29 protein-coding genes are annotated in these 26,489 nt (G+C 72.7%); 17 read left to right on the forward strand and 12 right to left on the reverse strand.

Translation table 11 applies throughout. From position 1 onward, the window contains the following. Positions 1–76: 76 nt before the first annotated feature. From ABC138_RS04030 to ABC138_RS04045, 4 genes are read right to left on the reverse strand one after another with little or no spacing between them, the layout of a single operon-like run. Entirely contained in the window at positions 77–1,780 is a 1,704-nt protein-coding gene (locus ABC138_RS04030; protein ID WP_068324768.1) for a ubiquinol-cytochrome c reductase cytochrome b subunit, read from the reverse strand. After that, a complete protein-coding gene (locus tag ABC138_RS04035; protein WP_338538240.1) occupies positions 1,780–2,907 on the reverse strand; it encodes a Rieske 2Fe-2S domain-containing protein in 1,128 nt (375 codons plus the stop codon). Before ABC138_RS04035 ends, ABC138_RS04030 begins: the two co-directional genes overlap by 1 nt. Positions 2,908–2,944: 37 nt before the next feature. Beyond that, positions 2,945–3,733 (reverse strand): c-type cytochrome, encoded by a 789-nt coding sequence (locus ABC138_RS04040; RefSeq protein ID WP_338538239.1) that lies wholly within the window; start codon positions 3,731–3,733, stop codon positions 2,945–2,947. Between the two features lie 50 nt (positions 3,734–3,783). Beyond that, positions 3,784–4,362 carry a heme-copper oxidase subunit III gene (locus ABC138_RS04045; protein ID WP_345912935.1) on the reverse strand — a complete coding sequence of 193 codons (579 nt, stop codon included), beginning with the start codon at positions 4,360–4,362 and terminating at the stop codon, positions 3,784–3,786. Between the two features lie 171 nt (positions 4,363–4,533). Here ABC138_RS04045 and ABC138_RS04050 point away from each other — a divergent pair, with 171 nt between their 5' ends. Both ABC138_RS04050 and trpD read left to right on the forward strand, forming a co-directional pair. After that, a complete protein-coding gene (locus tag ABC138_RS04050) occupies positions 4,534–4,992 on the forward strand; it encodes a response regulator (protein ID WP_068421903.1) in 459 nt (152 codons plus the stop codon). After that, positions 4,989–6,050: an anthranilate phosphoribosyltransferase gene (trpD, locus tag ABC138_RS04055; protein ID WP_338538238.1), complete on the forward strand. Its 1,062-nt coding sequence runs from the start codon at positions 4,989–4,991 to the stop codon at positions 6,048–6,050. Before ABC138_RS04050 ends, trpD begins: the two co-directional genes overlap by 4 nt. Positions 6,051–6,078: 28 nt before the next feature. On the opposite strand, the gene ABC138_RS04060 is transcribed toward trpD, so the two are convergent. Together ABC138_RS04060 and ABC138_RS04065 are read right to left on the reverse strand one after the other, a co-directional pair. Further along, positions 6,079–6,357, reverse strand: a complete 279-nt coding sequence (locus ABC138_RS04060; protein ID WP_068325425.1) for an Lrp/AsnC ligand binding domain-containing protein — start codon at positions 6,355–6,357, stop codon at positions 6,079–6,081. Next, a complete protein-coding gene (locus tag ABC138_RS04065; RefSeq protein ID WP_345912820.1) occupies positions 6,354–8,045 on the reverse strand; it encodes a DEDD exonuclease domain-containing protein in 1,692 nt (563 codons plus the stop codon). Before ABC138_RS04065 ends, ABC138_RS04060 begins: the two co-directional genes overlap by 4 nt. 63 nt (positions 8,046–8,108) lie before the next feature. Between ABC138_RS04065 and ABC138_RS04070 the strand changes: the two genes are divergently transcribed. Together ABC138_RS04070 and ABC138_RS04075 are read left to right on the forward strand one after the other, a co-directional pair. Next, positions 8,109–9,140, forward strand: a complete 1,032-nt coding sequence (locus ABC138_RS04070) for a DUF2332 domain-containing protein (protein WP_345912821.1) — start codon at positions 8,109–8,111, stop codon at positions 9,138–9,140. A gap of 74 nt (positions 9,141–9,214) precedes the next feature. Further along, positions 9,215–9,487 carry a hypothetical protein gene (locus ABC138_RS04075; protein ID WP_245634694.1) on the forward strand — a complete coding sequence of 91 codons (273 nt, stop codon included), beginning with the start codon at positions 9,215–9,217 and terminating at the stop codon, positions 9,485–9,487. Positions 9,488–9,515: 28 nt separating this feature from the next. Here the strand turns inward: ABC138_RS04075 and ABC138_RS04080 are convergent, their stop codons facing one another. After that, positions 9,516–11,306: an AMP-dependent synthetase/ligase gene (locus ABC138_RS04080; RefSeq protein WP_345912822.1), complete on the reverse strand. Its 1,791-nt coding sequence runs from the start codon at positions 11,304–11,306 to the stop codon at positions 9,516–9,518. 119 nt (positions 11,307–11,425) lie between these two features. On the opposite strand from ABC138_RS04080, the gene ABC138_RS04085 reads away from it, so the two are divergent. From ABC138_RS04085 to ABC138_RS04115, 7 genes are read left to right on the forward strand one after another with little or no spacing between them, the layout of a single operon-like run. Further along, complete coding sequence (locus ABC138_RS04085; protein WP_068421894.1) at positions 11,426–11,779, forward strand: hypothetical protein; 354 nt, start codon at positions 11,426–11,428, stop codon at positions 11,777–11,779. A 10-nt stretch (positions 11,780–11,789) separates the two neighbouring features. Further along, a complete protein-coding gene (locus ABC138_RS04090) occupies positions 11,790–12,236 on the forward strand; it encodes an SRPBCC family protein (protein WP_068324748.1) in 447 nt (148 codons plus the stop codon). A gap of 7 nt (positions 12,237–12,243) precedes the next feature. Next, positions 12,244–13,155, forward strand: a complete 912-nt coding sequence (locus ABC138_RS04095) for a hypothetical protein (RefSeq protein ID WP_068421893.1) — start codon at positions 12,244–12,246, stop codon at positions 13,153–13,155. After that, entirely contained in the window at positions 13,148–13,483 is a 336-nt protein-coding gene (locus ABC138_RS04100) for a hypothetical protein (protein ID WP_068324744.1), read from the forward strand. Before ABC138_RS04095 ends, ABC138_RS04100 begins: the two co-directional genes overlap by 8 nt. Next, entirely contained in the window at positions 13,480–14,439 is a 960-nt protein-coding gene (locus tag ABC138_RS04105; protein WP_345912823.1) for an ROK family protein, read from the forward strand. The genes ABC138_RS04100 and ABC138_RS04105 overlap by 4 nt, the downstream gene beginning before the upstream one ends. Then, complete coding sequence (locus ABC138_RS04110; RefSeq protein WP_068324740.1) at positions 14,436–15,410, forward strand: ROK family glucokinase; 975 nt, start codon at positions 14,436–14,438, stop codon at positions 15,408–15,410. Before ABC138_RS04105 ends, ABC138_RS04110 begins: the two co-directional genes overlap by 4 nt. Then, positions 15,407–16,114 (forward strand): endonuclease/exonuclease/phosphatase family protein, encoded by a 708-nt coding sequence (locus ABC138_RS04115; protein ID WP_068324738.1) that lies wholly within the window; start codon positions 15,407–15,409, stop codon positions 16,112–16,114. The genes ABC138_RS04110 and ABC138_RS04115 overlap by 4 nt, the downstream gene beginning before the upstream one ends. Positions 16,115–16,123: 9 nt before the next feature. Here ABC138_RS04115 and ABC138_RS04120 read toward each other — a convergent pair whose 3' ends face one another. After that, positions 16,124–16,699 carry a hypothetical protein gene (locus tag ABC138_RS04120; RefSeq protein ID WP_068324736.1) on the reverse strand — a complete coding sequence of 192 codons (576 nt, stop codon included), beginning with the start codon at positions 16,697–16,699 and terminating at the stop codon, positions 16,124–16,126. Positions 16,700–16,763: 64 nt separating this feature from the next. Here ABC138_RS04120 and ABC138_RS04125 point away from each other — a divergent pair, with 64 nt between their 5' ends. From ABC138_RS04125 to ABC138_RS04140, 4 genes are all read left to right on the forward strand, one after another. Further along, on the forward strand, positions 16,764–17,579 hold the full coding sequence (locus tag ABC138_RS04125) for a lysophospholipid acyltransferase family protein (protein ID WP_068325421.1): 816 nt from the start codon (positions 16,764–16,766) through the stop codon (positions 17,577–17,579). A gap of 3 nt (positions 17,580–17,582) precedes the next feature. Then, complete coding sequence (locus ABC138_RS04130; protein WP_345912824.1) at positions 17,583–18,767, forward strand: DUF5931 domain-containing protein; 1,185 nt, start codon at positions 17,583–17,585, stop codon at positions 18,765–18,767. Further along, positions 18,764–19,447 carry a response regulator transcription factor gene (locus tag ABC138_RS04135; RefSeq protein ID WP_068324732.1) on the forward strand — a complete coding sequence of 228 codons (684 nt, stop codon included), beginning with the start codon at positions 18,764–18,766 and terminating at the stop codon, positions 19,445–19,447. The genes ABC138_RS04130 and ABC138_RS04135 overlap by 4 nt, the downstream gene beginning before the upstream one ends. Before the next feature lie 109 nt (positions 19,448–19,556). Beyond that, positions 19,557–20,882 carry a 3-deoxy-7-phosphoheptulonate synthase class II gene (locus ABC138_RS04140; protein WP_068324730.1) on the forward strand — a complete coding sequence of 442 codons (1,326 nt, stop codon included), beginning with the start codon at positions 19,557–19,559 and terminating at the stop codon, positions 20,880–20,882. 33 nt (positions 20,883–20,915) lie between these two features. Here the strand turns inward: ABC138_RS04140 and ABC138_RS04145 are convergent, their stop codons facing one another. From ABC138_RS04145 to ABC138_RS04155, 3 genes are all read right to left on the reverse strand, one after another. After that, complete coding sequence (locus tag ABC138_RS04145) at positions 20,916–21,200, reverse strand: DUF2177 family protein (protein WP_345912825.1); 285 nt, start codon at positions 21,198–21,200, stop codon at positions 20,916–20,918. A 165-nt stretch (positions 21,201–21,365) separates the two neighbouring features. Continuing rightward, positions 21,366–23,279, reverse strand: a complete 1,914-nt coding sequence (pknB, locus tag ABC138_RS04150; RefSeq protein ID WP_345912826.1) for a Stk1 family PASTA domain-containing Ser/Thr kinase — start codon at positions 23,277–23,279, stop codon at positions 21,366–21,368. 35 nt (positions 23,280–23,314) lie between these two features. Beyond that, the gene (locus tag ABC138_RS04155) at positions 23,315–24,454 is read right to left on the reverse strand and encodes a LysM peptidoglycan-binding domain-containing protein (RefSeq protein WP_338538228.1); all 1,140 of its coding nucleotides are present in this window, start codon (positions 24,452–24,454) and stop codon (positions 23,315–23,317) included. Positions 24,455–24,614: 160 nt separating this feature from the next. On the opposite strand from ABC138_RS04155, the gene ABC138_RS04160 reads away from it, so the two are divergent. Continuing rightward, a complete protein-coding gene (locus ABC138_RS04160; protein ID WP_082807505.1) occupies positions 24,615–24,971 on the forward strand; it encodes an Rv2175c family DNA-binding protein in 357 nt (118 codons plus the stop codon). A 4-nt stretch (positions 24,972–24,975) separates the two neighbouring features. Here the strand turns inward: ABC138_RS04160 and ABC138_RS04165 are convergent, their stop codons facing one another. Further along, positions 24,976–26,061, reverse strand: coding sequence for a polyprenyl synthetase family protein (locus ABC138_RS04165; RefSeq protein WP_068324712.1), 1,086 nt, complete (start codon positions 26,059–26,061; stop codon positions 24,976–24,978). Between the two features lie 119 nt (positions 26,062–26,180). On the opposite strand from ABC138_RS04165, the gene ABC138_RS04170 reads away from it, so the two are divergent. After that, a complete protein-coding gene (locus ABC138_RS04170; protein WP_068324710.1) occupies positions 26,181–26,489 on the forward strand; it encodes a DUF6504 family protein in 309 nt (102 codons plus the stop codon).

Below are 26,489 nucleotides of genomic sequence, written 5' to 3' on the forward strand. Positions count from 1 at the left end.
GCACCGTGCCCCAGCAGGGGCGCCGCAGGCCCCGGAGGGCGAACCTCCGGGGCCTGCGGACGATCTCTGACCGGGGTCAGTGGGTGGAGACCTTCTCACCCGACTCGATGGCCTCGTGGCCGTGGTCGTGGTGCGCGGCCTCGAGCTCGGCCGGGGTGACCGGCTCGACGGCGCCGCCGAAGTAGAAGTCGTGCAGCTTCGCGCGCAGCTTGTTGCGGCGGGCTGCCTTCTTGTCCTCGACGCCGTTCTCGTCGACGGCCGGGGCCAGCTCGAGCTGCGGCGTGGCCTCGTGCTGGACGAGGTTCCAGCGCGTGTACTCGTCGAGCGGCTCGTGGATCTCGTGGAAGGAGCCGGATGCACCGCGCTGGATGCGACCCGTCTCGCGTCCGTGGAGGACGAGGTCACGGTCGTGACGCTGCAGGCTCAGGCAGATCCGCTTCGTCGCCCAGAAGGCGAGGACCGGGCCGAGGAAGACGAGCACCCGCAGGATCAGCGTGATGTCGTTGATCGACATCCCGAACTTGATCGCGATGATGTCGTTGGCCGCGGCGAACATGAGCACGCCGTAGAGCGTCAGACCGGCCATGCCGATGGCGGTGCGGGTCGGGGCGTTGCGCGGACGCTGCAGGAGGTGGTGCTCCCGCTTGTCACCCGTCACCCAGTTCTCGATGAACGGGTAGGCGATCATCGCGCCGTAGAAGGCGGGGATGACCCCCAGGGCGCCGATGATGACCGGCCAGGCCCACGTGTACCCGAAGGTCGTGAACTCCATCCAGCCCGGGAGCAGACGCAGGGCGCCGTCGGGGAAGCCCATGTACCAGTCCGGCTGGGCGCCGGCCGTGGTCGCGTTGGGTTCGTAGGGACCGTGCACCCACACCGCGTTGATCTGGATCAGCGAGGAGATCAGGGCGATGCCGCCGAAGACGATGAAGAAGAAGCCACCGGCCTTGGCCGCGTAGACCGGCATGACGGGGAAGCCGACGACGTTGTCGTTGGTCTTGCCCGGGCCGGGGTACTGGGTGTGCTTCTGCAGGGCCACGAGCACGATGTGCACGGTGAACAGCGCGATGAGGATGCCCGGCAGCAGCAGGATGTGCACCGAGTACAGGCGGGGCATGATGTCGTCGCCGGGGAAGGTGCCGCCGAAGACGGCGTAGCTCAGGTAGCTGCCGATGACCGGGGCGGCCACCATGAAGCCCTGCGCGGCGCGCAGGCCCGTACCGGAGAGCAGGTCGTCGGGGAGGGAGTAGCCGGCGAAGCCCTCGACGAGCGCCAGCAGGGACAGCACGCAGCCGATGACCCAGTTGATCTCGCGCGGCTTGCGGTACGCGCCGGTGAAGAACACGCGCAGCATGTGCACCGACAGCGCGACGATGAAGAGCAGCGCCGCCCAGTGGTGGATCTGGCGGATCAGCAGACCGCCCTTGACGTCGAAGGAGATGTCGAGCGTCGAGGCGTAGGCGCGGGACATGCCGACGCCGTTGAGCGGCGCGTAGCTGCCCTCGTAGACCGTGTGGGCCATGGACGGGTCGAACCAGAAGGTGAGGAAGACACCCGTCAGCATGCAGACGATCATCGAGTACATCGCGATCTCGCCGAGCATGAAGGACCAGTGGTCCGGGAAGACCTTGCGCATGAGGTAGCCGACGCCCTTGGCGGAGCCGGTGCGGTCGTCGATCCATCCGGCGACGCCGCCGACCTTCTTCATGCCGGGGGAGAGGGGGGCCGTGACCGGCGCGTCATCTGCGCGCAGGGCGTCGGCGGGGCGAGTGGTGCTCATCAGGACTCACGCTCCCAGAAGCTCGGGCCAACCGGTTCCTGGAAGGGCTGGTCGGCGATGAGGTAGCCCTCGCTGTCAACGGTGATCTTCAGCTGCGGCAGCGGGCGGCCGGCGGGGCCGAAGATGACCTCGCAGTCGTTGGTGACGTCGAAGGTGGACTGGTGGCAGGGGCAGAGCAGGTGGTGCGTGGTCTGCTCGTAGAGGCCGACCGGGCAGCCGACGTGGGTGCAGACCTTGGAGTAGGCGACGATCCCCTGGTAGCCCCAGTCACGGGCCTTGCGGCCCTGGTCGGTGTTCTGGAAGTCCTGGGGGTCCAGGCGCATGAGCAGGACGGAGGACTTGCTCATCTCGTCGAGCTTGTCGTCCTCGAGCTCGAGCAGACCCTCGGGCTGGATGTGGAAGACCGAGCCGATGGTGACCTCGCCGGGCTTGATCGGGGTGTCCTCCGGGTCGCGGTGCAGGCGGCGCTTCTTGGCCGTCCAGTGCCCGTCCTCGCCCTTCTCGCCGTTCCAGAACGTGACCGACAGGTCGTTCTTGGGCAGCGGACCGAGGGAGCCGACGAGCTGCACGAGCAGCGGCACGGCGAAGAGGCCCATGGCGGCACCGAAGGTGGCCTTGAGCAGCGGACGGCGCGTCAGCTGCGAGGACTCACCACCATCGAGCATCGTGTCGACGAAGCCCTGACGGTCCTCGGCCTGCGAGCGAAGGGGGTGACGCATCTCGACGGACTCGGCGTCCGGCATGAGCGTCTTGGCCCAGTGCACGGCGCCGAGACCGATGCCGAGCAGGGAGAAGGCCAGACCAAGGCCCAGGAAGAGGTTGGTCGCGCTCATCTCGCCGGTGATCGGGACCCAGACGGTGTCCTCGACGTCGAAGAGGAAGTAGGCGACGACGAAGAGGACCGTGCCGAGGATCGACAGGAGGAACAGGACCGAGACCTGTCGCTCGGCTCGCTTCGCCGCCTTGTCGTCACGGTCGGCGTTGCGCAGCACGTGGGGCGGCAGCCCCGGGTTCGTGAACCGCTCCGGGATACCACCGGAGCCCTGCACGTGGCCCTGGTCGAGGCGCACCGGGTCGGAACCCGTGGGCTCCTCCGGCTGTGCCCCTGTCGGGGTGTGCTCACTCATCTGTTGTCGGTCCTGTCTGTGTGGCGAGTTGTCAGGGTCAGGCGGACTTCTGGCCGAGCCAGACGGCGAAGCCCACGAGGAGGCCGAGGCCGATCGTCCAGGCGAAGAGGCCTTCGGGTACCGGGCCGAGGCTGCCGAGCGGGTTGCCACCGGGGTTGCCGGCCTCCTGCTGGGCCTCGATGTACGCGATGACGTCGCGCTTGTTGTCGGGGGTGAGGTTGGTGTCGTTGAAGACGGGCATGCTCTGCGGGCCGGTGACCATGGCCTCGTAGATGTGCTTGCCGGAGACGCCGGTCACGGCGGGAGCGTCCTTGCCGCGGGTGAGGGCGCCACCGGCGCCGGCGCTGTTGTGGCACATGGCGCAGTTGACACGGAAGATCTGACCACCCTTGCCGGGGTCGCCTTGGGAGCCGTCCGTGTACTCGCTGTCGGGGACCGCCGGGCCGGGGCCGAGGGTGGCGACGTACGCGGCCACGTCGGAGATCTCCTCCTCGGTGAACTTCACCTGCAGGTCGGGCTGGGCCTGGACACCGGGCTCGGTCATCGGCATGCGGCCGGTGCCCATCTGGAAGTCGACGGAGGCGGCACCGACGCCGGCGAGGCTCGGGCCGACCTGGTCGACGCCCAGGCCGTTGGCGCCGTGACAGGTCGCGCAGTTGGCGACGAAGAGCTTCTTGCCGTTGGCGACGTCGTCAGCGCTGGCGCTGGCGACGGTGGCCTCGGCGTCCTGCGGGGCGACGGCCGCGTAGGCGGTGCCGGTCACGAAGAGCCCCAGCATGATCAGCAGGGCGATCGCCGCGGGGTGGCGACGAGAGAGGGTGGGCATGGAGAGTCCTGTCCTCGTGGTGCGGTTGGGGCGGGGCTGACGCATCGGGATCACCCGAGGAGGTAGATCGCGGCGAAGAGCGCGATCCACACGACGTCGACGAAGTGCCAGTAGTACGAGGTGACGACTGCACCGGTCTGCTGGGCGTGGCTGTAGTTGCGGGTGGTGTACGTGCGGCCGATGATCAGCAGGAAGGCGATCAGACCGCCCGTCACGTGGATGCCGTGGAGGCCGGTCGTCAGGTAGAAGATCGAGGCCCAGGCGTCGGTGTCGATCGACACGCCCTCGCTGACGAGGGTGGCGTACTCGAGGATCTGACCGGAGACGAAGACGGCGCCGAAGATGTAGGTGAGGACGTACCACTCACGCATGCCCCAGCCGGCGACGTTGAGGATCGAGCCGGTCCGCGACTTCTGCCCGTGCTCGGCCCGCAGCACGCCCAGCTGGCACCACACCGACGAGACCACGAGGATCAGGGTGTTGGCGGCCGCGAAGGGGACGTTGAGCAGCTCGCTGTTCTGCTGCCACAGGTCCGGACGCATCCCCCGGACCGTGAAGAAGATGGCGAAGAGCCCGGCGAAGAACATCAGCTCGCTGGACAGCCAGACGATGGTGCCGACGGACACCATGTTGGGGCGGCTGACCGGACCCATCGTGGGGTCGGCGGGCACGTGCCCGGACACGTTTGAAGGCAGAGAAGTTGCAGTGGCCACGGAGCCATTATGTCCCCCTCCCTCCCGGGGTGTGCGCCACCCCCCTCCGCGAGTCTCGTGAGGCATCTCACCGCTACGATCTGGGGCATGACCGGTACCTCCCAGGAGACCCCCTTCGCCCGCGCACAGGACGGCACCGCCGCCGCCACGGGCGTCGTCTCGGTGCAGGTCCTCCTGCACAGCGACAACATCACCACCCGCGACGCCGTGCGCGCCGCGCTCGGGCGCCGCCCGGCCAAGGACGTCGAGATCGCGGGGTGGCGCGAGTGCGCCACGGCCGACGCGGTGATCGAGGCCGTGGAGGCCGGGGGCATCGACCTGCTGATCCTCGACGGCGAGGCAGCCAAGCTCGGCGGACTCGGCCTGTGCCGTCAGCTGAAGTCCGAGGTCCTCGGCTGCCCTCCGGTCCTCGTGCTCACCGGTCGCCCCCAGGACGGCTGGCTCGCGACCTGGTCGATGGCCGACGACCACGTGCCCCACCCCGTGGACCCGATCGTCCTCGCCGACGCGGTCGCCGGCCTGGCCCGGGGCGTGGCGGCCCGATGACGGGTGCGGGCACCCACACCTGGCCTGTCCTGCTCACGCAACTCCTCTCCGGTGGTGACCTGAGCTCCGACCAGACCTCGTGGGCCATGCGGGAGATGATGTCCGGCGACGCGGCCCCCGCGCAGATCGCCGGCTTCCTCGTCGCGCTGCGGGCGAAGGGGGAGACCGTCACCGAGCTGCGCGCGCTGGCCGACGTCATGCTCGAGCACGCGCTGCCGATCCAGGTCTCGGGCCCCACGCTCGACATCGTCGGCACCGGCGGCGACATGGCCGGCACGGTCAACATCTCGACGATGTCCTCGATCTGCATCGCCGCGACCGGTGTGCGCGTCGTCAAGCACGGCAACCGCGCCTCGTCCTCCAAGTCCGGCTCGGCGGACGTCCTCGAGGCCCTCGGCGTCAACCTGACGCTGCCCGCGGACGAGGTGGCCGCGATCGCGGGCACGGCCGGGATCACCTTCTGCTTCGCGCAGACCTTCCACCCCTCCTTCCGGCACACCGCGGCCCCGCGCCGCGACCTCGGGGTGGGGACGGCGCTCAACGTCCTGGGCCCGATGACCAACCCCTCGCGCCCGACGTACTCCGTCGTCGGCGTCGCGGACTCGTCCGTGGCGCCGCTCATGGCCGGCGTCTTCGCGCAGCGGGGGACCGATGCCCTCGTCTTCCGCGGGGACGACGGGCTGGACGAGCTGACCGTCGCCGACGGCTCGCACGTGTGGTGGGTCGCCGGGCAGGAGATCCGCGAGCTGCACCTCACCCCGGAGCAGGTCGGGCTGCCCCGCAGCCCGCTCGAGTCGCTCAAGGGCGGTCTGGCGGAAGACAACGCGCAGGTCGCGCGTGATCTCTTCGCCGGGGCACGCGGCCCGGTCCGTGACGCCGTGGTCCTCAACTCCGGGGCCGCGGTCGCCCTCTCCCGGGCCGGCGGGCGGGTCCCGCAGGACCCCGTCGCGGCGATCCGCGCCGGCATGGACGTCGTCGAGGAGGTCCTCGACTCCGGCGCCGCCGCCACCCAGCTCGATCGCTGGGTCGAGGCGACCGCCCGCCCCGCGTCGTCCTAGGGCGAGGCGGGGCAGCGGTCGGTCGGGGTCACTCCAGGCCGATGCTGAAGGCCGCGTCGAGGTCGTGCCGGCTGTAGGCGCGGAAGGCGATGTGCGTCGAGGTGTCGACGATCCCCTCGACCTTGTTGAGCCGGCCGGCGATGACCTCGTTGAGCTGCTCGTGCTGGTGGACGCGCACCATCGCGATGAGGTCGGCGTCCCCGGCCACCGAGTAGACCTCGCTGACGCCCTCGAGCTCGGCGACGGTCTCGGCGACCTCGGGGATCCTGGCGGTGTCGGCGTGGATGAGGACGATGGCGGTGATCACGAGGCCCACCCTAGAGCAGGCGCCAGCTCGCCGTGGGCGGCCGCTGCGCCTCCCACGGGGCAGGTCCACTCGCCCTCGATGTCGACCAGTCGGGTGCCCTCGGCCTCGAGCCAGCGCAGGACCAGCTCGGTCTCCTCGGCGAGCGCCCCGGTCCCGGGTGCGGTCGGTGCGGCGACGACCTCGGCGCTGGCCCGCAGCGCCGCGACGTAGGGCATCGGGTCGGCGCCGACGGGGGAGTGCGAGCTGCCGGCGAGCCGGCCGTGGCGCACGCACACGAGGTCCCAGCCGCCGCGCGGGGTACGGCGGGCCGCGACGATCTCCGCCGCCTGCCGCACCGGCGCCGCGCGCTGGGTGCGCGACGCGGCGCGGACGAGGGCCGCGAGCCGGTCGCGCAGCGCGGCCGCCTCCTCGTAGCGCTCGTCCCCGGAGAGCGTGGTCATCCGCTGCCGCACCGCCGCCACGGCCGCGCGGGAGTCGCCGACGAGCACGTCGACGGCCTCGCCGACGGTGACGGCGTACTCGTCGACGCCCACCGCGCCCGTGCACGGGGCCGCGCACCGACCCATGTCAGCCAGGGCGCACGCCGACGTCGGGCGGCGCGGGGAGATGCGCGTCAGGCACTGGCGCAGCGGCACCGCGTCGTGCAGGGCGGCCATCGCGTCCTCGGCGCCGCCCCGCGAGCCGAAGGGTCCGGCGTAGGCCAGGTCGTCCGGCCCGACGCTGCGCACGATCGACAACCGGGGGAAGGCCTCGTCGGTCAGCTTCAGCCACCACACCCTCTCCGGGTGGCGCGAGCGGCGGTTGTAGCGGGGTTTGTGGGCGGCGATGAGCCGCAGCTCGCGCACCTGGGCCTCGAGGGTGGTGGCGCAGACGATCGGCGTCACCTCGGTCGCCAGGCGCACCATCTCGCCCATGCGTCGGCGCTGCTCGGAGGCGGTGAAGTACGAGCGCACGCGCGAGCGGATGTCGACGGAGGTCCCCACGTAGAGGGCCTCGCCCCGGTCGTCCTTGAAGACGTAGACCCCCGGGGCCGAGGGCAGGCCGTCGGCGAGCACCCGCTTGCGCCGCACCTCGTCGCTCACCCTCGAGGTGTAGGAGCCGAGCTCCTCGAGCGTGTCGACGCCGACGGAGCCGAGCCGGCCGATGAGGCCGTGGAGGACGTCGACCGTCGCGCGGGCGTCGTGCAGCGCCCGGTGGTCCGGCGTCGTCGTCGCGCCGAAGACACGTGCCAGCGTCGCCAGCTTGTGGTTGGGGACCTCGTCCCGGGAGACCACCTGTCGCGCCAGCCGTACCGTGTCGAGCACCTGCGGGGCCGGCCACCGCAGGTCGTGGGCGGCGCACGCGGCCTTGAGGAAGCCGATGTCGAAGCTCGCGTTGTGCGCGACGAGCACCGCTCCCTTCGCGAACTCGAGGAAGCTGGCCACCGCCTCCCCGGTGCGCGGTGCGTCGCGGACCATGGCGTCGGTGATGCCGGTGAGCGACTGGATGAAGGCGGGGATCGGCTCACCCGGGTTGACGAAGGTCTGCAGCTCGCCCAGCTCCACGCCACCGCGGACCTTGACCGCGCCGATCTCGGTGATCCCGCAGTCGCGCGGTGACCCGCCCGTCGTCTCGAGGTCGACGACGACGAAGGTGACCTCGGCCAGTGGTGTGCCGAGATCACCGAGCCTGTCCTGGACGACCTCCATGCCGACGACCGTAGGTGGGGCCACCGACAACCCGGGGGATGCGCGCCGTGGCAGACTCGTCGCATGCGCACGATGGACGACCTGGAGGACGTGGCCGGGTACTACACGTACTTCGCGCGGCAGGAGGCGAAGGGGGAGTCACCCACCTTCGAGAGGTGGGCGGCGGGCGTGGTCGAGGACCCGACGGTCCTCGACCTGCTGTCCGGGCTGCCGGTGCCCAAGCGCCAGCCCAACCTCGTCTTCGCGGCCGCCCGGTGGCACGGCGCGGTGACGCCCTCGGACTACCCGGTGCTGCGTGAGGTCCTGCTGACCCGCTGGGAGCAGGTGCGGGCCACCGTCCTGGAGCACTCGACGCAGACCAACGAGGTGGGGCGCAGCGCGACGCTGCTGCCCGTGCTCGCCGGGCTGCCCGGCCCGCTCGCCCTCGTCGAGGTGGGCTCGAGCGCCGGGCTGTGCCTCCACCCCGACCGTTGGTCTTATCGGTACGTCGACGAGGCGGGCACCGAGATGGCCCGGCTCGACCCGGCCGAGGGCGTCTCGCCGGTCGTCCTCCGGTGCACCGTGCGCGGACCGGTGCCGCTGCCCCCTTCGCTCCCGCAGGTCGTGCACCGCGGTGGCGTCGACCTCAACCCGCTCGACCCGTCCGACGAGGAGACCGCGGCCTGGCTCGGGACGCTCGTGTGGCCCGAGCACGAGGACCGGCGCGCTCGTCTGGCGGCGGCCTGCCGGGTGGCCGCGGGAGCGCCCGTCGACGTGGTCCGCGGCGACCTGCTCGTGGGGGTGGACGAGGCGGTCGCCCGCGCCCGGGCAGCGGCGCCGGACGCGACCCTGGTGCTCTTCCACTCCGCGGTCATCGCCTACCTCGACGCTGCCGGCCGTCGCCGGTGGTCCGAGGTCGCCACGGCCACGCTCGAGCGGGTGCGGGCGGAGGGCGGCCGGGCGCACTGGGTGAGCAACGAGGGGCCGGGTGTGCTCCCGGAGGTGGCCGCGGGCGCGGGGTGCGGGCCGGCGACGTCGGCCGACTTCTGCCTCGGTCTCGACGGTCGCGGCATGGGCTGGACCCACGGTCACGGTCGTCACCTGACATGGTGCTGAGGAGCGTTGTCGGGGGTCGCTCCTAGCGTGGTCGGTGCCGGGATGGACCCGGTGACGACGAGGAGGTGACGGACATGGCCCGTCGACCCGGAGCACCCCTGACGATCGACTGCGGTACCTGCCCCGTCCAGCACGTCGGCTGCGCCGACTGCATGGTCACGGTGCTCTACTCGCCCGAGGTGCCGGTGGCCGGCGAGGGGGAGGAGATGCCTCTGGACCGCCGTGAGCGGGAGGTGCTCTCCCGGCTCGTCGCGTCGGGGCTCGTCGCGCCGCAGACGGCGACCGGGGCCCGCGCCGTGCGCGAACCCCGGTCCCGGTACGACGACCTGCGCAGCGCCGCGGGCTGAGCCCGGGACCCCGCGGCCGTGAGGCCGGTCAGTTGCCGTAGAGGCTCTCCACCTCGTCCTCGAAGTCGCGCATGATGATGTTGCGCTTGAGCTTCAGCGACGGGGTGAGGGTGCCGTTCTTCTCGGTGAAGTCCTCGGCGAGGACGGAGAACTTTCGGATCGACTCGGCCTTGGACACGGCCTTGTTGGCCTCGTCGACGGCGCCCTGGATCTCGGCGAGCACGGTCTCGTCGGTGCGGGCCTGCTCGAGCGTGAGCGTGCCCAGGCCGTGGTTGGCGGCCCATCCCGGCAGCATCTCCTCGTCGAGCGTGACGAGCGCGGCGATGAAGGGCTTGCCGTCGCCGACGACGAGGCACTGGCTGATGATCGGGTGCGCGCGCAGCCGGTCCTCGAGCACCGCCGGGGCGACGTTCTTGCCGCCCGCCGTGACGAGGATCTCCTTCTTGCGGCCGGTGATCTTGAGGTAGCCGTCCTCGTCGAGCTCACCGAGGTCGCCGGTGTGGAACCAGCCGTCCTTGATGGACTCGAGGGTGGCCCCCTCGTTGCCGTGGTAGCCGGCGAGGATGTTCAGACCCTGGATGAGCACCTCGCCGTCGTCGGCGATGCGCACGCTCACGCCCGGCAGCGGCGGGCCGACGGTGCCGATCTTGACCTTGTCCGGGACGTTGACCGTCGCGGGGGCGGTGGTCTCGGTGAGGCCGTAGCCCTCGAGGATCGTCACGCCGATGCCGCGGAAGAAGTGGCCCAGGCGCGTGCCGAGCGGCGCGCCGCCGGACACGGCGTACTCGACCTTGTCGCCCATCTTGGCGCGCAGCTTGCTGTAGACGAGCTTGTCGAAGACGGCGTGCTGGACCTTGACCTTGAGCGGGATGCTCCCGGTGTCCTGGCCCTCGGACCAGGCGATGGCCACGTCGGCGGCCCGGGCGAAGATCTTGCCCTTGCCGTCGGCCGTGGCGGTCTCGTTGGCCTTGTTGAAGATCTTCTCGAAGACCCGCGGCACGGCGAGGATGAAGGTCGGTCGGAAGGACTGGAAGTCCTCGAGGATGTTGGCGATGTCGGCGCTGTGGCCCATCCGGCGGTTGGCGACGACGGCGAGGACCTCGATGAACCGGGCGAAGACGTGCGCGAGCGGCAGGAAGAGCAGCGTCGACGCGTCGTCCTTGCCCAGCACGGCATCGAGCTTGGCGACCGTGTTCTCCGCCAGGCCGAGGAAGTTGTCGTGCGTCAGCTCGCAGCCCTTGGGCCGACCGGTCGTGCCGGAGGTGTAGATGATCGTGGCGATGGAGGAGCGGCCGCGACCGGCGACGCGCTCGTCGAGCTGCGCGTCGTCCACCCGGGCGCCCTCGACGGTGATCGACTCGAGGTCGCTGTGGTCGATGACCCAGACCTGCTCGATGCCGGGCACCGCGGCGCGGGCCTCCTCGGCGACCGAGGCGTGGTGGGCGGTCTCGACGACGAGGAAGCGCACCCCGGCGTCCTGGGTGATCCACTCGACCTGCTCGGGGGAGCTGGTCTCGTAGATCGGCACGGGCACGCCGCCCGCCATCCAGGTCGCGAAGTCGAGGAGGGTCCACTCGTAGCGCGTGCGGGCCATGATCGCGAGCCGGTCACCCTCGTCAAGGCCCTTGGCGATGAGTCCCTTGGCGAGCGCGCGGGCCTCGTGGTTGAACTGGGAGGTCGTGACGTCGCGCCACGCACCGGACTCCTTGATGGTGAAGGCGACCCGCTGCGGGTCCGTCGCCGCGTTGCGACCCGGCAGGTCCGCCAGGGAGTCGGTGGGGTCGCCCTCGATGAGTCGGGGCATGGAACTGTCGATCACGGGATCTCCTTCGTTCGGCATCGGTGCACGGACCGGGCACGTGCGGGCCTGCGGCGAGCCTACCCATGCGCCCGGCCGCCCCCGGGGAGAACGGTCGTGACCGTGGCCATACTGGTCCCATGCCCGTCCGCCGCCGCACCGTCGACGTCGTCGACGAGACCTTCGTGCGCGCCGCGCCCGACGTCGTGCGCGCCGCGCTCGACGTCCCCGGCCTCCTCGACGGGTTGTGGCCCGGGCTGCAGCGGGAGGTCGTGCAGGACCGCGGGACGAAGGGGGTGCGCTGGCGGACCGGGGGAGAGGTCGAGGGCCGTCTGGAGATCTGGCTCGAGGAGGGCCACGGCGGCACGATCATCCACCACTACGTCCACGGCGAGCAGCGGGGCGGGCCGTGGCGCTGGACCAGGGCGCACCGCCGCCGGTGGAAGGCCGGCGTCCACGACATCAAGGACCGTCTCGAAGGGCGTACGCGCTAGTCTCCCCACCATGGCCGACAGCACCCGCTCCAGCATCGTCATCGACTCCGCGCCCGGCGAGGTGCTCGACATCATCGCCGACCTCGAGGCGTACCCGGAGTGGGCCAAGGAGATCAAGAACGTCGAGATCCTCACCGAGGACGGCGACGGCTGGCCGGACCAGGCGGTCTTCACCCTGGACGCCGGCGCGATCAAGGACACCTACACGCTGGACTACGCCTGGGAGGTCGACGAGGACGGTGTCGGCGTCGCCTCGTGGACGCTCGTCGAGGCCACGGTGCTCAAGGCGATGGACGGGTCATACACGCTCGCCGCGACCGAGGGCGGCGGCACAGAGGTCAGCTACGCCCTGACCGTCGACGTCAAGATCCCGATGCTCGGCATGCTCAAGCGCAAGGCCGAGAAGGTCATCGTCGACACGGCCCTGCGGGACCTCAAGAAGCGCGCCGAGGGCTGAGGGGGACGTGCGCGCCCACCTCGTCGTCGGCGGGGGCGACCACGGTCCCGCGGTCAGAGACGGGGTGCTCGCCGCCCTTCGCCCCCACCACCACGTCGTCCGGCCCGGTCCGGTCGACCGCCCGGACGACCCCGTGACGACGGCGATCGAGAGCCACCTCGACCGCCTGCTGTCCGCGCTCGACCTGCCCGCCCCGGTCGTCGGGGACCTCGTCGCGGCCGTCCTGCCGTCCGAGCTCTCGGCGCTGCTGCGCCTCGCCCGCGGCATCGAGCAGGCCGGCGTCGCCGGGCACGAGCTCGTCGTCGACCTCGACATCGAGGTGGCCCGGGTCCTCGACGTGCCCCAGCGCGTCGCACGGGCGTGCGCGGCCTTCGTCCCCGTCGTCGCCCGGTGGGAGGTGCTCGTCGCCCCGGAGGGCATCGGCGCCCTGCCGCACCCCGACCGACCGGTGCTCGTGGCTCTACGGGAGGCCGCCCGGCTCCTCGAGCTGCTCGACGCCGCCCTGGCCGACCCGACCGACACGACGATCCACCTCGCACCACCCGAGGGCCCGGTCGGTGCCGCCCGCCGCGCCGACGCCGAGGTGCTCCTGGCCCTCATGGGGCGCACCCTCACCGCCGTGCACCCCAGCGGAGGAGCCGGCGTCGAGCACCTGCCCTCCCCACCGGCCGAGCACGGCGCACGCGTCGAGCGTGGGGCCGGCTGCTGGTACCTGCACCTCGACGTCCCGGGCGTGCGCGCGAGCGACCTCGACCTCGTGCGGCACGAGGACGAGATCGTCCTCGGGTGTGCCGGACGCACCCGCCGCGTGCGGCTGCCCTCGGTGCTGCGCCGCTGCGACATCGACCGCGCCGGGGTCGCCGGCGGTGTCCTCACGCTGACGATGACCCCCGACGAGGCGGTGTGGCCGCGTGGTTGACGACCCGGACCCCTTCGGCGAGGCCCAGGCCGTCGTCGTCCAGCTCCTGCGCGTGCTCGCCGAGGTCGACCTCGACGGGCTCGGCGAGGACCTGCGCCGGCTCGACAACGCGACGAGCCGCCGTGCGGTCACCGGCGCCACGCTCCTCGCCGAGGCCATCACACGCGCCACCCTCGGCGCCGGGCCCGTGGCCGACGCCCTCGGCGTCGAGCTCGGCGCGCCGCCGGAGCACGTGCCCCTGCGCGCCCGGGGTGTGAGGATTCAGGTCCACGACGACGAGCTCACCGCCGGCCGCGCCGGCGCCACCGACCCACGAGGGGACAGATGACCTCCACCACCGCCATCGGCATCGACATCGGCGGGACCAAGATCGCCGGGGCGCTCGTCGGCCCCGCCGGGCTCGTCACGCACCGCGTGCGGGTCGCCACCCCCGACGACACCGCCGCGATCGTCGACGTGACGGCCGAGCTCGTCGAGACCCTCTCCGCCGCGGCGGACGGTGAGGTCGCCGGCACCGGCGTCGCGTGCGCGGGCCTGGTCGACGGACGCACCGGCAAGGTTTGGTACGCCCCCAACCTGCCCTGGCGTGACCTCGACCTCGGGCAGGAGGTCGGCCGCCGGGTCGGCCGCGCGGTCCTCGTCGAGAACGACGCGAGCGCGGCGGCGTGGGGCGAGTACCGCTACGGCGCCGGCCGCGACTGCGACGACATGGTGCTCGCCACCGTCGGCACCGGCGTGGGGGGTGGCTGCATCATCGGCGACCGGCTGCTGCGCGGGGCCTTCGGCATCAGCGGCGAGATCGGGCACGTGACCCTCGACCCGCGCGGTCCGCGGTGCGGCTGCGGCAACGACGGCTGCCTCGAGGCCTTCGCCTCCGGCACCGCGCTGGAGCGGCGGGCTCGTGAGGTCCTCGCCTCGGGGGTCCCGCAGGCCGCCGCCCTGCGCGAGCGGTGCCGCGGCGACGTCGAGGCACTCACCGGCCAGGACGTCACCGAGCTCGCCCAGCAGGGCGACCCGGCCTGCGTCGAGCTCCTCGCCGAGCTGGGGACGCACCTGGGCCACGGGCTCGCCTCCGTCTGCGCGGTGCTCGACCCCTCTCTGGTCGTCGTCGGCGGCGGGGTCGCCGACGCGGGCGACCTCCTCCTGCGGCCGACCGCGGAGGCCGTGGCCAGCCGGCTCGTCGGGCGGGGTCACCGCCCTTCGCCCCGGGTCGTGCCCGCCACCCTCGGCAACGACGCCGGTCTCGTCGGAGCCGCCACGCTCGCCCGGGAGGCGAACGCATGAGCACGAGCATCGGCATCGACATCGGCGGGACCAAGGTCTCCGGCGGCGTCCTCGACGCGGACGGGCGCATCCTCGTGCGCACCCGCAGGGACACGCCGGACCGCTCCAACGCCCCGGCCGTCGTCGAGGACACGATCGTCGAGGTCATCGAGGAGCTGCTCGGCCTCGCCGACGAGCAGGGGGTCGAGCGCCCCACGACCGTCGGCGTCGGTGCCGCCGGCTTCGTCGCCGCCGACCGGTCGACGGTGGTCTTCGCGCCGCACCTGTCCTGGCGCAACGAGCCCCTGCGCGAGGCCCTCGGCCGGCGCATCGACCTGCCGATCTCCATCGACAACGACGCCAACGCGGCCCTGTGGGCCGAGCACCGCTTCGGCGCCGCCCGGGGCGCCACGCACGCGGTGATGATCACCCTGGGCACGGGCATCGGCGGCGCCATCATCGTCGGCGGGCACCTCGTGCGCGGCCGCTACGGCATCGCCGGCGAGTTCGGCCACATGCAGGTCGTGCCCGGCGGCCAACGCTGCGAGTGCGGCAACCGGGGGTGCTGGGAGCAGTACTCCTCGGGCAACGCGCTCGTGCGCGAGGCCCGCGGCCTCGCGATGGCCAACTCGCCGATGGCCACGGACCTGCTCGCGCACGCCGGCGGTGACCCGGCCTCGCTCACGGGCCCCATGATCACCGAGGCAGCCAAGCAGGGCGATGCCACCGCGACCGAGCTGCTCACCGAGATCGGCCACTGGCTCGGCGTCGGCATCGCCAACCTCGCCGCAGCGCTCGACCCGGAGGTCTTCGTCATCGGCGGCGGCGTGAGCGCGGCCGGGGACCTGCTGCTCGCGCCGGCCCGCGACACCTTCGCGCGCCAGCTCACCGGTCGCGGGTACCGCCCCGCGGCGACGATCGTCGCCGCGCGCTTCGGACCCGACGCCGGGCTCATCGGGGCCGCCGCGCTGGGGGCCGAGGAGCAGGTGTGAGCCTGCGCGTCGCCTCGTACAACCTGCGGGCCCTCCAGGACGACGTCGCGGCCCTGGCCCGGACGGTGCGGGCCATCGACCCGGACGTGCTGTGCCTCCAGGAGGTCCCGTGGATCGGGCCGGTCAACCACCGGATCAGCGACTTCGCCCGGCGCTGCGGCCTCGTCTGGTCCGGGCGCAGCCAGCGCGCGGGGCAGACGAGCGTCCTGACCAACCTGCGCACCAACGTGCTCTCGGTGACCCACCACCCCCTCCCCGCGAGCTCCTGGCGCGACCGGCGCGGCTTCGCGGTCACCCGGGTCGCCCCCTTCGGCCACACCTCCGTCTCGGTCGCGAGCGTCCACCTGGGTCTCGACGCGCAGGAGCGCCTGCGGCACGCCCGGCAGATCATGGAGACGCTCGTGGCGGTCCCCGGGCCGGCGCTGCTCGCCGGCGACCTCAACGAGCAGTCCGACGGTGCCGCCTGGCAGCTCTTCGGCGGGGCGATGCGGCCGGTGAGCCAGCTCGTGCCGACCTATCCGTCGGCCTCGCCCGACCGGGTCCTCGACGTCGTCTTCGCCACGCCGGACGTCACCGTGCTGCCGCACACGGAGGTGCCGTGGGTGTGGGAGGACCTCAAGGCAGGGACCGACCACCGACCCGTCTGGGTCGACATCGAGACCACGCAGCTGCCCGGGGGCGCGAGGACCAGCACGGGGGAGTGAGCCGCCGGCTCAGACCTGTGCGCCGCGGGTCGGGTCGTCGTCCCGGTCCGGCGGCTGGCGCACGACGAGGCAGGCGAAGCCGCCCACGGTCAGCCCGAGCACGACCCACATCGCCCAGGCGCCGACGTCCGGGCGCACGACGACGAGCCAGATGAGGCCGAGCGGGCCGAGGACGAGACCGAGGATCGCGCCCCAGAAGAGTCGGTCGGTCGTCGGCGGCAGCGGCCGCGGCGGGGGCGGCGTGTAGCCCTCGTCGTCGCCGGCCGAGCCGGGGTCCTCGTCGGACGACAGGAGGGCGTCGGCGACGGAGCTGGTCGGGTCGACGCGCCACGGCACGGGGTGCTGCGCCTCGGGACCGGGTCCCGGGTCGACCTCGGGTGCGGGCTCGGGGGTGCGCGGCCGCAGGGCGTCGCGCACATCCGCGGTGCTCTGCCGGCGCTCGTGCCCGGGCACCTCGTCGGGGACCTCGTCCCACCGCGCGATGATGGACTCGAAGACGGCGTCGACGTCCGGCTCGTCAGGGTGCTGTCGCTCCACCATCACCGTGTCCCGCCCGTCCGTGCCCGCCCGCTCCGTCGCACCCATCCTCGCACGCGCCGCAAGGCCGCTGGCTACCGTAGAGTTCGCTCGATCTGGAGGTGGTGTGACGGTGCTGTACTGGTTGCTGAAGAAGGTCGTCCTGGGACCCGTGCTCAAGGTCCTCTTCCGACCGCGCGTCGAGGGACTCGAGCACGTGCCCGAGCGGGGCGCCGCCATCTTCGCGAGCAACCACCTCTCGTTCTCGGACTCGATCTTCCTGCCGCTCGTCGTCGACCGCCGGATGACCTTCCTCGCGAAGTCGGACTACTTCGAGGGGCCGGGGATCAAGGGGTGGCTCACCGCCGCCTTCTTCCGCGGGGTCGGCCAGCTGCCGATCGACCGCAGCGGCGGCAGGGCCAGCGAGGCCGCCCTGCGTGCCGGGCTCAGCGTGCTGGAGGAGGGCGACTTCCTCGGCCTCTACCCCGAGGGCACGCGCTCGCCCGACGGGCGCCTCTACCGCGGCCGCACCGGCGTCGCCCGCATGGCGCTCACCGCCGGTGTGCCGGTCATCCCCGTCGCGATGATCGACACCGACAAGGCCCAGCCGACCGGTCAGGTCATCCCCAACATCCGGCGCATCGGCGTCAGGATCGGCGCTCCCCTCGACTTCTCCCGCTACGAGGGGATGGAGGGTGACCGGTTCGTCCTGCGCTCGATCACCGACGAGATCATGTACGAGCTCATGCAGCTCTCCGGCCAGGAGTACGTCGACATGTACGCGACGTCGATGAAGGAGAAGCTGCTGACCCGCGCGAGGCGCCGGGCCCGCGCCCTGCAGGACGCTGCCCGCCCCGGGCGGGCCGCGCCGGAGCTCGAGGAGGCCATCGAGCGGGCCGACACCCCCGGCCCCGACCCCTGGGCCGAGGAGAGCCGGGACGGGCTGTAGCCCATGACGCTCGACCCGGGCGCGAGCTCCCTGCGCCGGCACTACCACCCGACGCCGCTCTTCGACAGCGCAGGTGGACGTGGGCTCGCGGTCTACCGATTCGTCTCCCTCGCGTACGCCGCCATCCTCGTGGGCACCCACCGCGAGCACGTCGTGCTGTGGTGGCCGATCATCGCCTTCTTCGGCGTCGCCCTCGCCTGGTCGGTGGTGGCGCCGCTGCTGCCCCGGCCGACGTGGTGGGCGATCGGTCTCGAGCTGACCATCGCCTGCGCCGGCATCTTCCTCACCAGCGAGGTCTACACGCCGGCGCAGGTGAGCGCCGGCATCTCGACGGTGCCGGGGGTCTGGAGCGCCTCCGGCGTCGTCGCGGGCGCGCTCCTGGCCGGGATGCGCGGTGGCGTCATCGCGGCCACCGTCATCGCCGCCGCCAACCTCGTCCAGGCCGAGGAGGCCGGGCAGCTGACCTGGCACAACATCTTCCTGCTGTACATCCTCGGCCTCCTCATCGGTCTGGCCGTCCAGCTGGCCCGCGAGAGCCAGAAGCGTCTCGAGCAGGCGCTCGCCGTCAGCGAGCGGCTCGCCGAGCGGGAGCGCATCGGTCGGGAGGTGCACGACGGCGTGCTCCAGGCCCTCGCGCTGATCCACCGGCGTGGACGGGCGCTCGGGGGCGAAGGGGAGGTCCTCGCCGACCTCGCCGCTGACCAGGAGCGGTCCCTGCGCACCCTCATCACCCGCTTCGAGCCGGCAGCCGGGCAGGACCGCGGGACCGGCGCGACCGCGGTGACCGACCTCGCGGCCCGGCTCGCCTCCCTTCGCTCCGGGGTGGTGGACGTCGTCCTGCCCGCCGGCGCGGTGCGGGTCGCGGCCGGCACGGCGGACGAGGTCGAGGCAGCCGTCCGCGCGGCGCTCGACAACGTCGCCCGGCACGCCGGGGACGGCGCCCGGGCCTGGGTGCTCCTCGACGCGGACGACCACGGGATCGAGGTCGTCGTCCGGGACAACGGGATCGGGCTGGCCCCCGACCGGCTCGTGCAGGCGGCGCAGGAAGGACGGCTCGGGGCGAGCAGCTCGATCCGCGGGCGCATGCTCGACCTCGGCGGCGACGCCAGCTGGCGCACCCCCGCCGCGGGTGGCACGACGCTCACCCTGACCCTCCCGACCTCGCCCGTGGCAGGCTCCACCCCATGAGCGAGCCCGCCGTCCCCCTGAAGGTCCTCGTGGCCGACGACCACCCGCTGTGGCGGGACGCCCTCGTGCGCGACCTCGAGGAGGCCGGTTTCGACGTCGTCGGCACGGCGGCCGACGGTCCCTCGACGGTGCGCCGCACCCGGGCGACGGTCCCGGACGTGCTCGTCCTCGACCTCAACCTGCCGCAGATGCGCGGCGACGAGGTCTGCACCGCCATCAACGACCTGCCGACGACGGTCCTCATCCTCTCCGCGAGCGGCGAGGAGCACGATGTGCTCGCAGCGGTCAAGGCCGGTGCCAGCGGCTACCTCGTGAAGTCCGCGTCGCCGGCCGAGATCCGCGATGCCGTGGCCGCGACCGGGGCCGGCGAGGCCGTCTTCACCCCCGGGCTCGCCGGGCTCGTGCTCGGCGAGTTCCGGGAGATGAGCTCGCGGGCGCGCGCCGCCCCGGAGCCCACCGCGGCGGCGTCCTCACCGGTGCCCGAGCTCACCGAGCGGGAGACCGAGATCCTGCGGTACGTCGCGATGGGCATGACGGCCAAGGAGATCGCCGCGGACCTCGTCCTGTCGCACCGGACGGTGCAGAACCACGTGCAGAACATCCTCGGCAAGCTCCACCTGCACAACCGGGTCGAGCTGACCCGCTTCGCGATCAGCCGCGGCCTCGACACCCCGGAGTGATCCTGTGCCTCCTGTGCGCCGGCCTGTGCCGTCCTCTGGCTGGACGGGTGCGGGGGCGAAGGGAGCCGCGGCCTATCCTTGTCGGGTGACCACCGCAGTGCCCTCGCCCATGACCGCCGCCTCCATCGACAGCGACCTGCCGGCCGCCCAGCAGCCGAGCTGGCCGGACCGCGGTGCCCTCGACGCCGCCGTGGCGCAGCTGGCGACCTATCCGCCGCTCGTCTTCGCCGGCGAGTGCGACAACCTGCGTGACCGGATGGCTGCGGCCTCGGTCGGCGAGGCCTTCGTGCTCCAGGGTGGCGACTGCGCCGAGACCTTCGTCCACGCCACCGCCGACAACATCCGCGACCGGATCAAGACGGTCCTGCAGATGGCGGCCGTCCTCACCTACGGCGCCGGCATGCCCGTGGTGAAGATGGGCCGGATGGCCGGGCAGTTCGCCAAGCCCCGCAGCAAGGACACCGAGACCCGTGACGGCGTGACCTTGCCTGCCTACCGCGGCGACATGGTCAACGACTTCGCGTTCACCCCCGAGTCGCGCCACCCCGACCCGCAGCGCCTGCTCCGCGGCTACCACACGAGCGCCGCGACGCTGAACCTCGCCCGGGCGTTCACTCAGGGCGGGTTCGCCGACCTGCGCCGCGTGCACGACTGGAACGTCGGCTTCGTCTCCAACGCCGCCAACCGTCGCTACGAGGGCCTGGCCCGCGAGATCGACAAGGCCATGCGCTTCATGGCGGCCTGCGGCGTCGACTTCGAGGCGATGCGGGCCACCGAGTTCTGGTCCGCGCACGAGGCGCTGCTGCTGGACTACGAGCGGCCGATGACGCGTGTCGACTCGCGCACCGGCGACCTGTACGACACCTCGGGGCACTTCCTGTGGATCGGCGAGCGCACCCGCCAGATCGACCACGCGCACCTCGACTTCGTCAGCCGCATCCGCAACCCCATCGGCATGAAGGTCTCCGACAAGGCCGACCCGGACGAGCTGCTGCGGATCATCGACCTGCTCGACCCGCACCGCGAGCCGGGCCGCCTGACCTTCATCACCCGCATGGGTGCGGACAAGATCCGTGCGGCCATGCCGCCGATCGTGGAGAAGGTCCGCGACTCGGGTGCCATCGTCACCTGGATCTGCGACCCCATGCACGGCAACACCTTCGAGTCGGCCTCCGGGTTCAAGACGCGCAACTTCGACGACGTCGTCGACGAGGTGCGCGGGTTCTTCGAGGTCCACCGCTCGCTCGGGACCGTCCCCGGCGGTCTGCACGTCGAGCTCACCGGCAACGACGTCACCGAGTGCCTCGGTGGAGCCGAGCGGATCCTCGACGAGGACCTCAACAAGCGCTACGAGAGCGTCTGCGACCCGCGCCTGAACCACCAGCAGAGCCTCGAGCTGGCCTTCCTCACCGCGGAGATGCTCGGCGAGGTCTGAGCCGAGCGTGCCGGGGGGCGCGCCCCCCGGCACTCACCGGCCCGGGTGTCCGCCCCGGCACACGAGCACGGCGACGATCGACGCCGTGCTCGTGAGCACCCCGCCCCACAGGGTGTCGGCGACGGAGACCACCATCGGCCAGCCCTCGAGGACGGCGAGGTTGGTGAACCCGAAGGTCGCGTAGGAGCAGACACCGAGCAGTGCGCCGCGCACGAGCGCGGTGCGCACGGAGCGCGCGTCGAGCGCCGGAGCGACGACGAGCGCGGTCGTGCCGATGACGTACACGACGTAGAAGACGGCGGCGGCCCACGCCACCACCGGCTGGGCGAGACGCCCCCCCGAGCTCGGCCTCGTACAGGGGGCCGGCGACCAGCCCGATCCACAGCGCGTCGAGCAGGCCGATGACGAGCGCGACGACGGCTGCCGGCAGCACCCACCGGCGCACCGGTCCCGTCCTGTCGGCGGCGGGGTCGTCGGCGGCCATCAGACGACGAGGATCGTGACCGTGGAGCCCTTGGGCGCTGTGCCGCTGCCCGGGCGGGACGCGCGGACCTCGTCGAGCACGCCGCCGAGGAAGGTCTGCACCGAGACCTTGAACCCGGCGGCCTGGAGCTTCTGCGTGGCGGCGGCGCGGCTCAGGCCCTCGACCTGCGGGACCGTCACCATCTCGGGGCCCTTGGACACCGTGAGCGTCACGGTCTCGCCGCGGGTGAGGGTGCCGCTCGCCGGGGTCTGGCTGATGACGCTGTCCTTGGGCACGGTGGTCGACCAGGCGTCGTCGGCGCGGGCGACGTCGAAGCCCTTGCCCTCCAGCGTGCTCGTCGCGGCCGCGGTGGTCTGCCCGACGACGGACGGCACGGGGATCGGCTCGGGGCCCTTGGAGACGACGAGGTCGACCGCGGCGTCGCGCTTGAGCTCGGTGCCGGCCGCGGGTGCGGACGAGACGACCTCGCCGGCAGGGACCTCCTCGTCCCAGGCCTGGGTCGTCGTGCCGGTCGCGAGGTGGCGGCGCTCCAGGTCGGCGGTGGCCTGCGCCGTGGTCCGTCCCTCGAGGTCGGGGACCTCGTACCGCTCGGGCCCGCGGGAGAAGACGACCGTGACGTCCGCTCCCTTCGACAGCTCGGTGCCGGTGGGCGGGTTGGAGGTGATCGCGGCGCCGGCGGGCACGGACTCGTCGAAGGCGCGCTCCTCCGCCAGCCGCAGCTCGTGGGCGCCGAGGGTGGCCTCGACCTCGGTGCGCTCCTGCCCCGCGACGTCGGGGACGAGGACGACGCTGCCGGGGCCCTCCTGGGTCCACCACCAGCCGCCGCCGGCCGCCACCAGCGCGGCGAGCAGGAGGGCGACGAGGGCGCCGCGACGGCGCCGCCGCACCCGGGAGGACGAAGGGGGAGTCCCCGCACCTGCCGCAGCGGGCGAGTCCTCGCTCGCCGGCTGCGCGCTCGGCCTCGCGATCGCACGTGTGTGGGAGGGGCGCGGGTGCGCCACCGTGGCGGCCGCGCCGGCGGACGCGCGCTCCGTCGGTGCGCGGCGGTGGTCCAGCTCGTCAGGGGTGAGGTCGGCGCGCACGCGCTGCACCTCGGCGAGGTAGGCGCCCGCGTCGCGGGGTCGCTCGTCGGGGTCGCGGTGGGTCGCGAGCGCGACGAGGTCGTCGAGCCCTTCCGGCAGCCCGGCCACGCGCTCGGAGGGCGCGGGGACGGAGCCGTGCACGTGCTGGAAGGCGACGTGGATCGGCGACTCGCCGGCGACGGCGCGCTGCCCGGTGAGCAGCTCGAAGAGGATCAGGCCGGCCGCGTAGACGTCGCTGCGGGCGTCGGCGATGCCCCGCTCGACCTGCTCGGGGGAGAGGTAGGCGACGGTGCCGAAGAGCACGCCGTCGTCGGCGGTGGTCGTCTGCGAGGTGACGGCGCGGGCGAGCCCGAAGTCCGCGACCTTGATCGGGCCCCGGTCGGGGATCAGGATGTTCTCGGGCTTGACGTCGCGGTGGATGTAGCCCGCCTCGTGCGCGGCGGCGAGCCCGGTGAGCACGGCCTCGATGATGTCGAGCGCGGCACGCGGGGTGAGCGCGCCCTCCTCGTCGAGCACGGCACGGGCGGTGCGTCCCTCGACGTACTCCATGGCGAGGAAGACCCGCCCCCCGTCCTCGCCCTGGTCGAAGACCGGGACGACGTTGGGGTGGCTGAGCCGGGCGGCCGAGCGCGCCTCGCGGCGGAAGCGGGAGACGAAGGTCTCGTCCGCGGCGAGGTCGCGCCGCATGACCTTCAGGGCGACCTCGCGGTCGAGGCGGGTGTCGGTGGCCAGCAGGACCGTCGCCATGCCGCCGTCGGCGATGTGCCGCAGCACCCGGTACCTGCCGTCGACGAGCTCGCCGACGAGGGGGTGCGCGGATGCGGTGGTCATCCTCGAAGTCTAGGTTCGACCCCGACGAACGTCCGTCACATCCGGCTTCGGAGCGCCTTGACGTTGGCGACGTACTGCTTGGTGTCGCTGTACATGCCGTTGCGCTGCACCGAGGCGAGGCCCTGGTAGTAGCCGGCGATGGCGTCGGAGGTCGAGCCGGCCTGCTGGGTCAGGGTCTTCAGCAGCAGCACGCCGGCGGTGATGTTGTCGTCGGTATCGAGCAGGTCGAGCTCTCGCCCGGCCATCTGGGAGGCCCAGTCGCCGGAGCTCGGGATGACCTGCATCGTGCCGACGGCGTTGGCGACGGAGACCTGCCGCTGGTCCCAGCCGGACTCCTGGTAGGAGATCGCGAGCGCGATCGAGGGGTCGAGGCCGTGCTGGCGGGAGATCCGGGAGATCTTGCGACGGACCTCCTCGCGGCTCGGGACGGAGCGCCCCGCCAGGGTCGAGCGGTTGCGCTCGGCCGCGGCGACGATCTCGTCGGGGTAGGTGCGTCCGGCGAAGGTGTTGGCCGAGGTCTGCTGCGGGCTCGCGGGCCGCGCGGCCGTACCGGTGACGAGCAGCCGGGTGCCGGGGTGGATGAAGTCGTCGGTCGAGACGCGGTTGAGCTTGGCCAGGCGGGCGAGGCTCATGTCGTAGCGCACGGCGATGCCGGAGAGGGTCTCGCCGGAGCGCACGGTGTGGCGGCTCGTGGGACGGCCCGCCGACCGCTTCGCCGGCTTGGCGGCGGTGCCGGTGACGCGCAGCGACTGGCCGGGGTGGATGAACCCCTCGGCGAGGTCGTTGAGCGAGCGCAGCCGGTCGACGCCCATGCCGTGGCGGGCGGCGATGCCGCTCAGCGTGTCGCCGCTGCGCACGGTGTAGGCGCGGGTCGAGCCGGAGCGCTGCGGTCGCGAGGACGAAGGGGAGGACGCGCCCGAGCCGCGGCCGGGCACCGTGAGCCGCTGGCCCGGGTGGATGAACTCGTCGGCGGACAGGTGGTTGCGCGAGAGCAGCGCCCGGACGGAGACGCCGTAGCGGGCGGCGATGTCATAGGCGGTCTCGCCGTCACGCACCGTGTGGTGGCGGCCGTGGACGGCGGACGAGGCGCTGGAGTGGGTGCTGGTCTCGGCGGTCAGGTCGATCGCCGGGGCCACAGGGGTGGCCGGGACGGGGACGAGCAGCGGAAGGACCACGATGACTCCTGGGTCGGGGGGTGTTCAGGTGCGTGTGTGACCTGTGTGGCGGGTGTGGCGGAAGTGTTTGGTGTCTCGACGGTACCGAAGATCTTCCCGGGGCGCCGGACGAGACCGGGGCGCGTCCCCCTTCGTCACGGGCGGTGACACACTGGCCGACGTGAACGAGACGACCTCCACCGACACCTGGCTGACCCTCCCCGACCTCGCCGAGCAGCTCGGCGTGCGCATCTCCGAGGTGCGCCGCTGGCTCGACGAGCGCCAGCTCGTCGCCGTGCGTCGCGGCGAGCGCAAGGTGCTCTCGGTCCCGGCCGCCTTCATCGGCGAGGACGGGCCGCTGCCGGAGCTCGCCGGGACCTTCACCGTCCTCGCGGACGGGCGCTTCAGCGACGACGAGATCGTCGAGTGGATGTTCGCCCACGACGAGACGCTGCCCGGCGGGACGACCCCGATCGAGGCGATCCGCGCCGGCTTCAAGACCGAGGTGCGGCGCCGGGCGATGGAGGAGGCGCTCTAGCGCCTCAGGTGGCCCGGGCGGTCGTGACGTCGACGAGGTCGGCGAGGACCGTGCGGGCCGGCTCGCTGACGCCGGTCGCGTCGGCGAGGGCCGCGCGGGCGGCGTCGGCGCCGGCGGTGATGTCGGCCTCCACGCCGTCGAGCGCGCCGGTGTCGACGAGCAGCTCGCGAAAGGCCCCGACCTCGTCGCCCGTGAGGTCGGGTGCCCCGAGCCACTGGTCGATCCTGGTCGTCATGACGTCGTCGGCCCCGGCGAGCGCCCGGGCGATGAGCACGGTGCGCTTGCCCTCGCGCAGGTCGTCGCCCGCCGGCTTGCCGGTGACGTCCGGGTCGCCGAAGACGCCGAGGACGTCGTCGCGCAGCTGGAAGGCCTCGCCGAGAGCCAGGCCGTAGCGCGAGAGCGCCGCGAGGTCGGTCGCGGACGCGCCGCCGGCGGTGGCGCCGATGAGCAGGGGGTGCTCGATGGAGTACTTGGCGCTCTTGTAGCGGATGACCTGCCGGGCGGCGGCGACGCGCTCGTCGTCGTCGAGTCGCTGCCAGGGGCGCATCGAGGTGACGATGTCGAGGAACTGGCCGCCCATGAGCTGGCCGCGCATCCGCTCGAAGACCGGACGGGCGGCGGTGAGGGCCTGCGGGGGCAGGCCGGAGTCGGCGAAGAGGTCGTCGCACCAGCCGAGGCAGAGGTTGCCGGCGAGGATCGCGCCGGCCACGCCGAAGCGGTCCGGGTCGCCGTGCCAGGCGCGGTCGGCGTGGGAGCGGGCGAGCGCGCGGTGCATCGCGGGCCGACCGCGCCGGGTCTCGCTGTCGTCCATGACGTCGTCGTGGATGAGCGCCGCGGCCTGGAAGAGCTCCATCGAGGCGGCGAGCGAGACCGCGCCGTCGTGGTCGTCCTGCCCGGCGGCGCGCCAGCCCCAGTAGGCGAAGCCGGCGCGCAGGCGCTTGCCGCCGCGCAGCAGGGTGCGCACGGGCGCGGTGAGGTCGACGACGTCGGGGCCGACCTCGGCGAGCTCGCTCTCCCAGCGGTCCAGCTCGGCGTCGATCCGGTCCTGGACCCGCGAGCGCAGGTCATCCCGGTCCAGCGGGTGCGGCACGTGTGCTCCAGTGGCGAGGGGGACAGGGCTGGACCCAGCCTACGTGGCGGGGGTTGACGCGCTGTCGGGACCTCGGTCTATCGTTGTTCGAACAGGTGTTCGAGGACGAAGGAGTGGTCATGGTCAGGCGCGTCGAGGAGACCATCGAGGTGCGGGTGGGCGAGACCTCGCCGGAGCAGTTCCTGTGGAGGGGGCGGCTGTACCGGGTGACCGAGGTCGTCGACCACTGGCAGGAGCGGCACGCGTGGTGGCGCTCGAGCGGTGGGCAGCCGCTGGCGCAGGTGCCGCTCGCCCGGGAGGTGTGGCGGGTGAGCGCCCAGCGCGGCCGGAGCAGCTCGCCCGGCGTCTACGACCTGGGCGTCGACAGCGCAGCGGGTGACGGCGCGTCCGTCGCCGGCGGGTGGCTGCTCCTGCGGACGCAGGACTGA

It is taken from the genome of Janibacter sp. LM (assembly GCF_039631275.1).
Taxonomy (GTDB): Bacteria; Actinomycetota; Actinomycetes; order Actinomycetales; family Dermatophilaceae; genus Janibacter; species Janibacter terrae.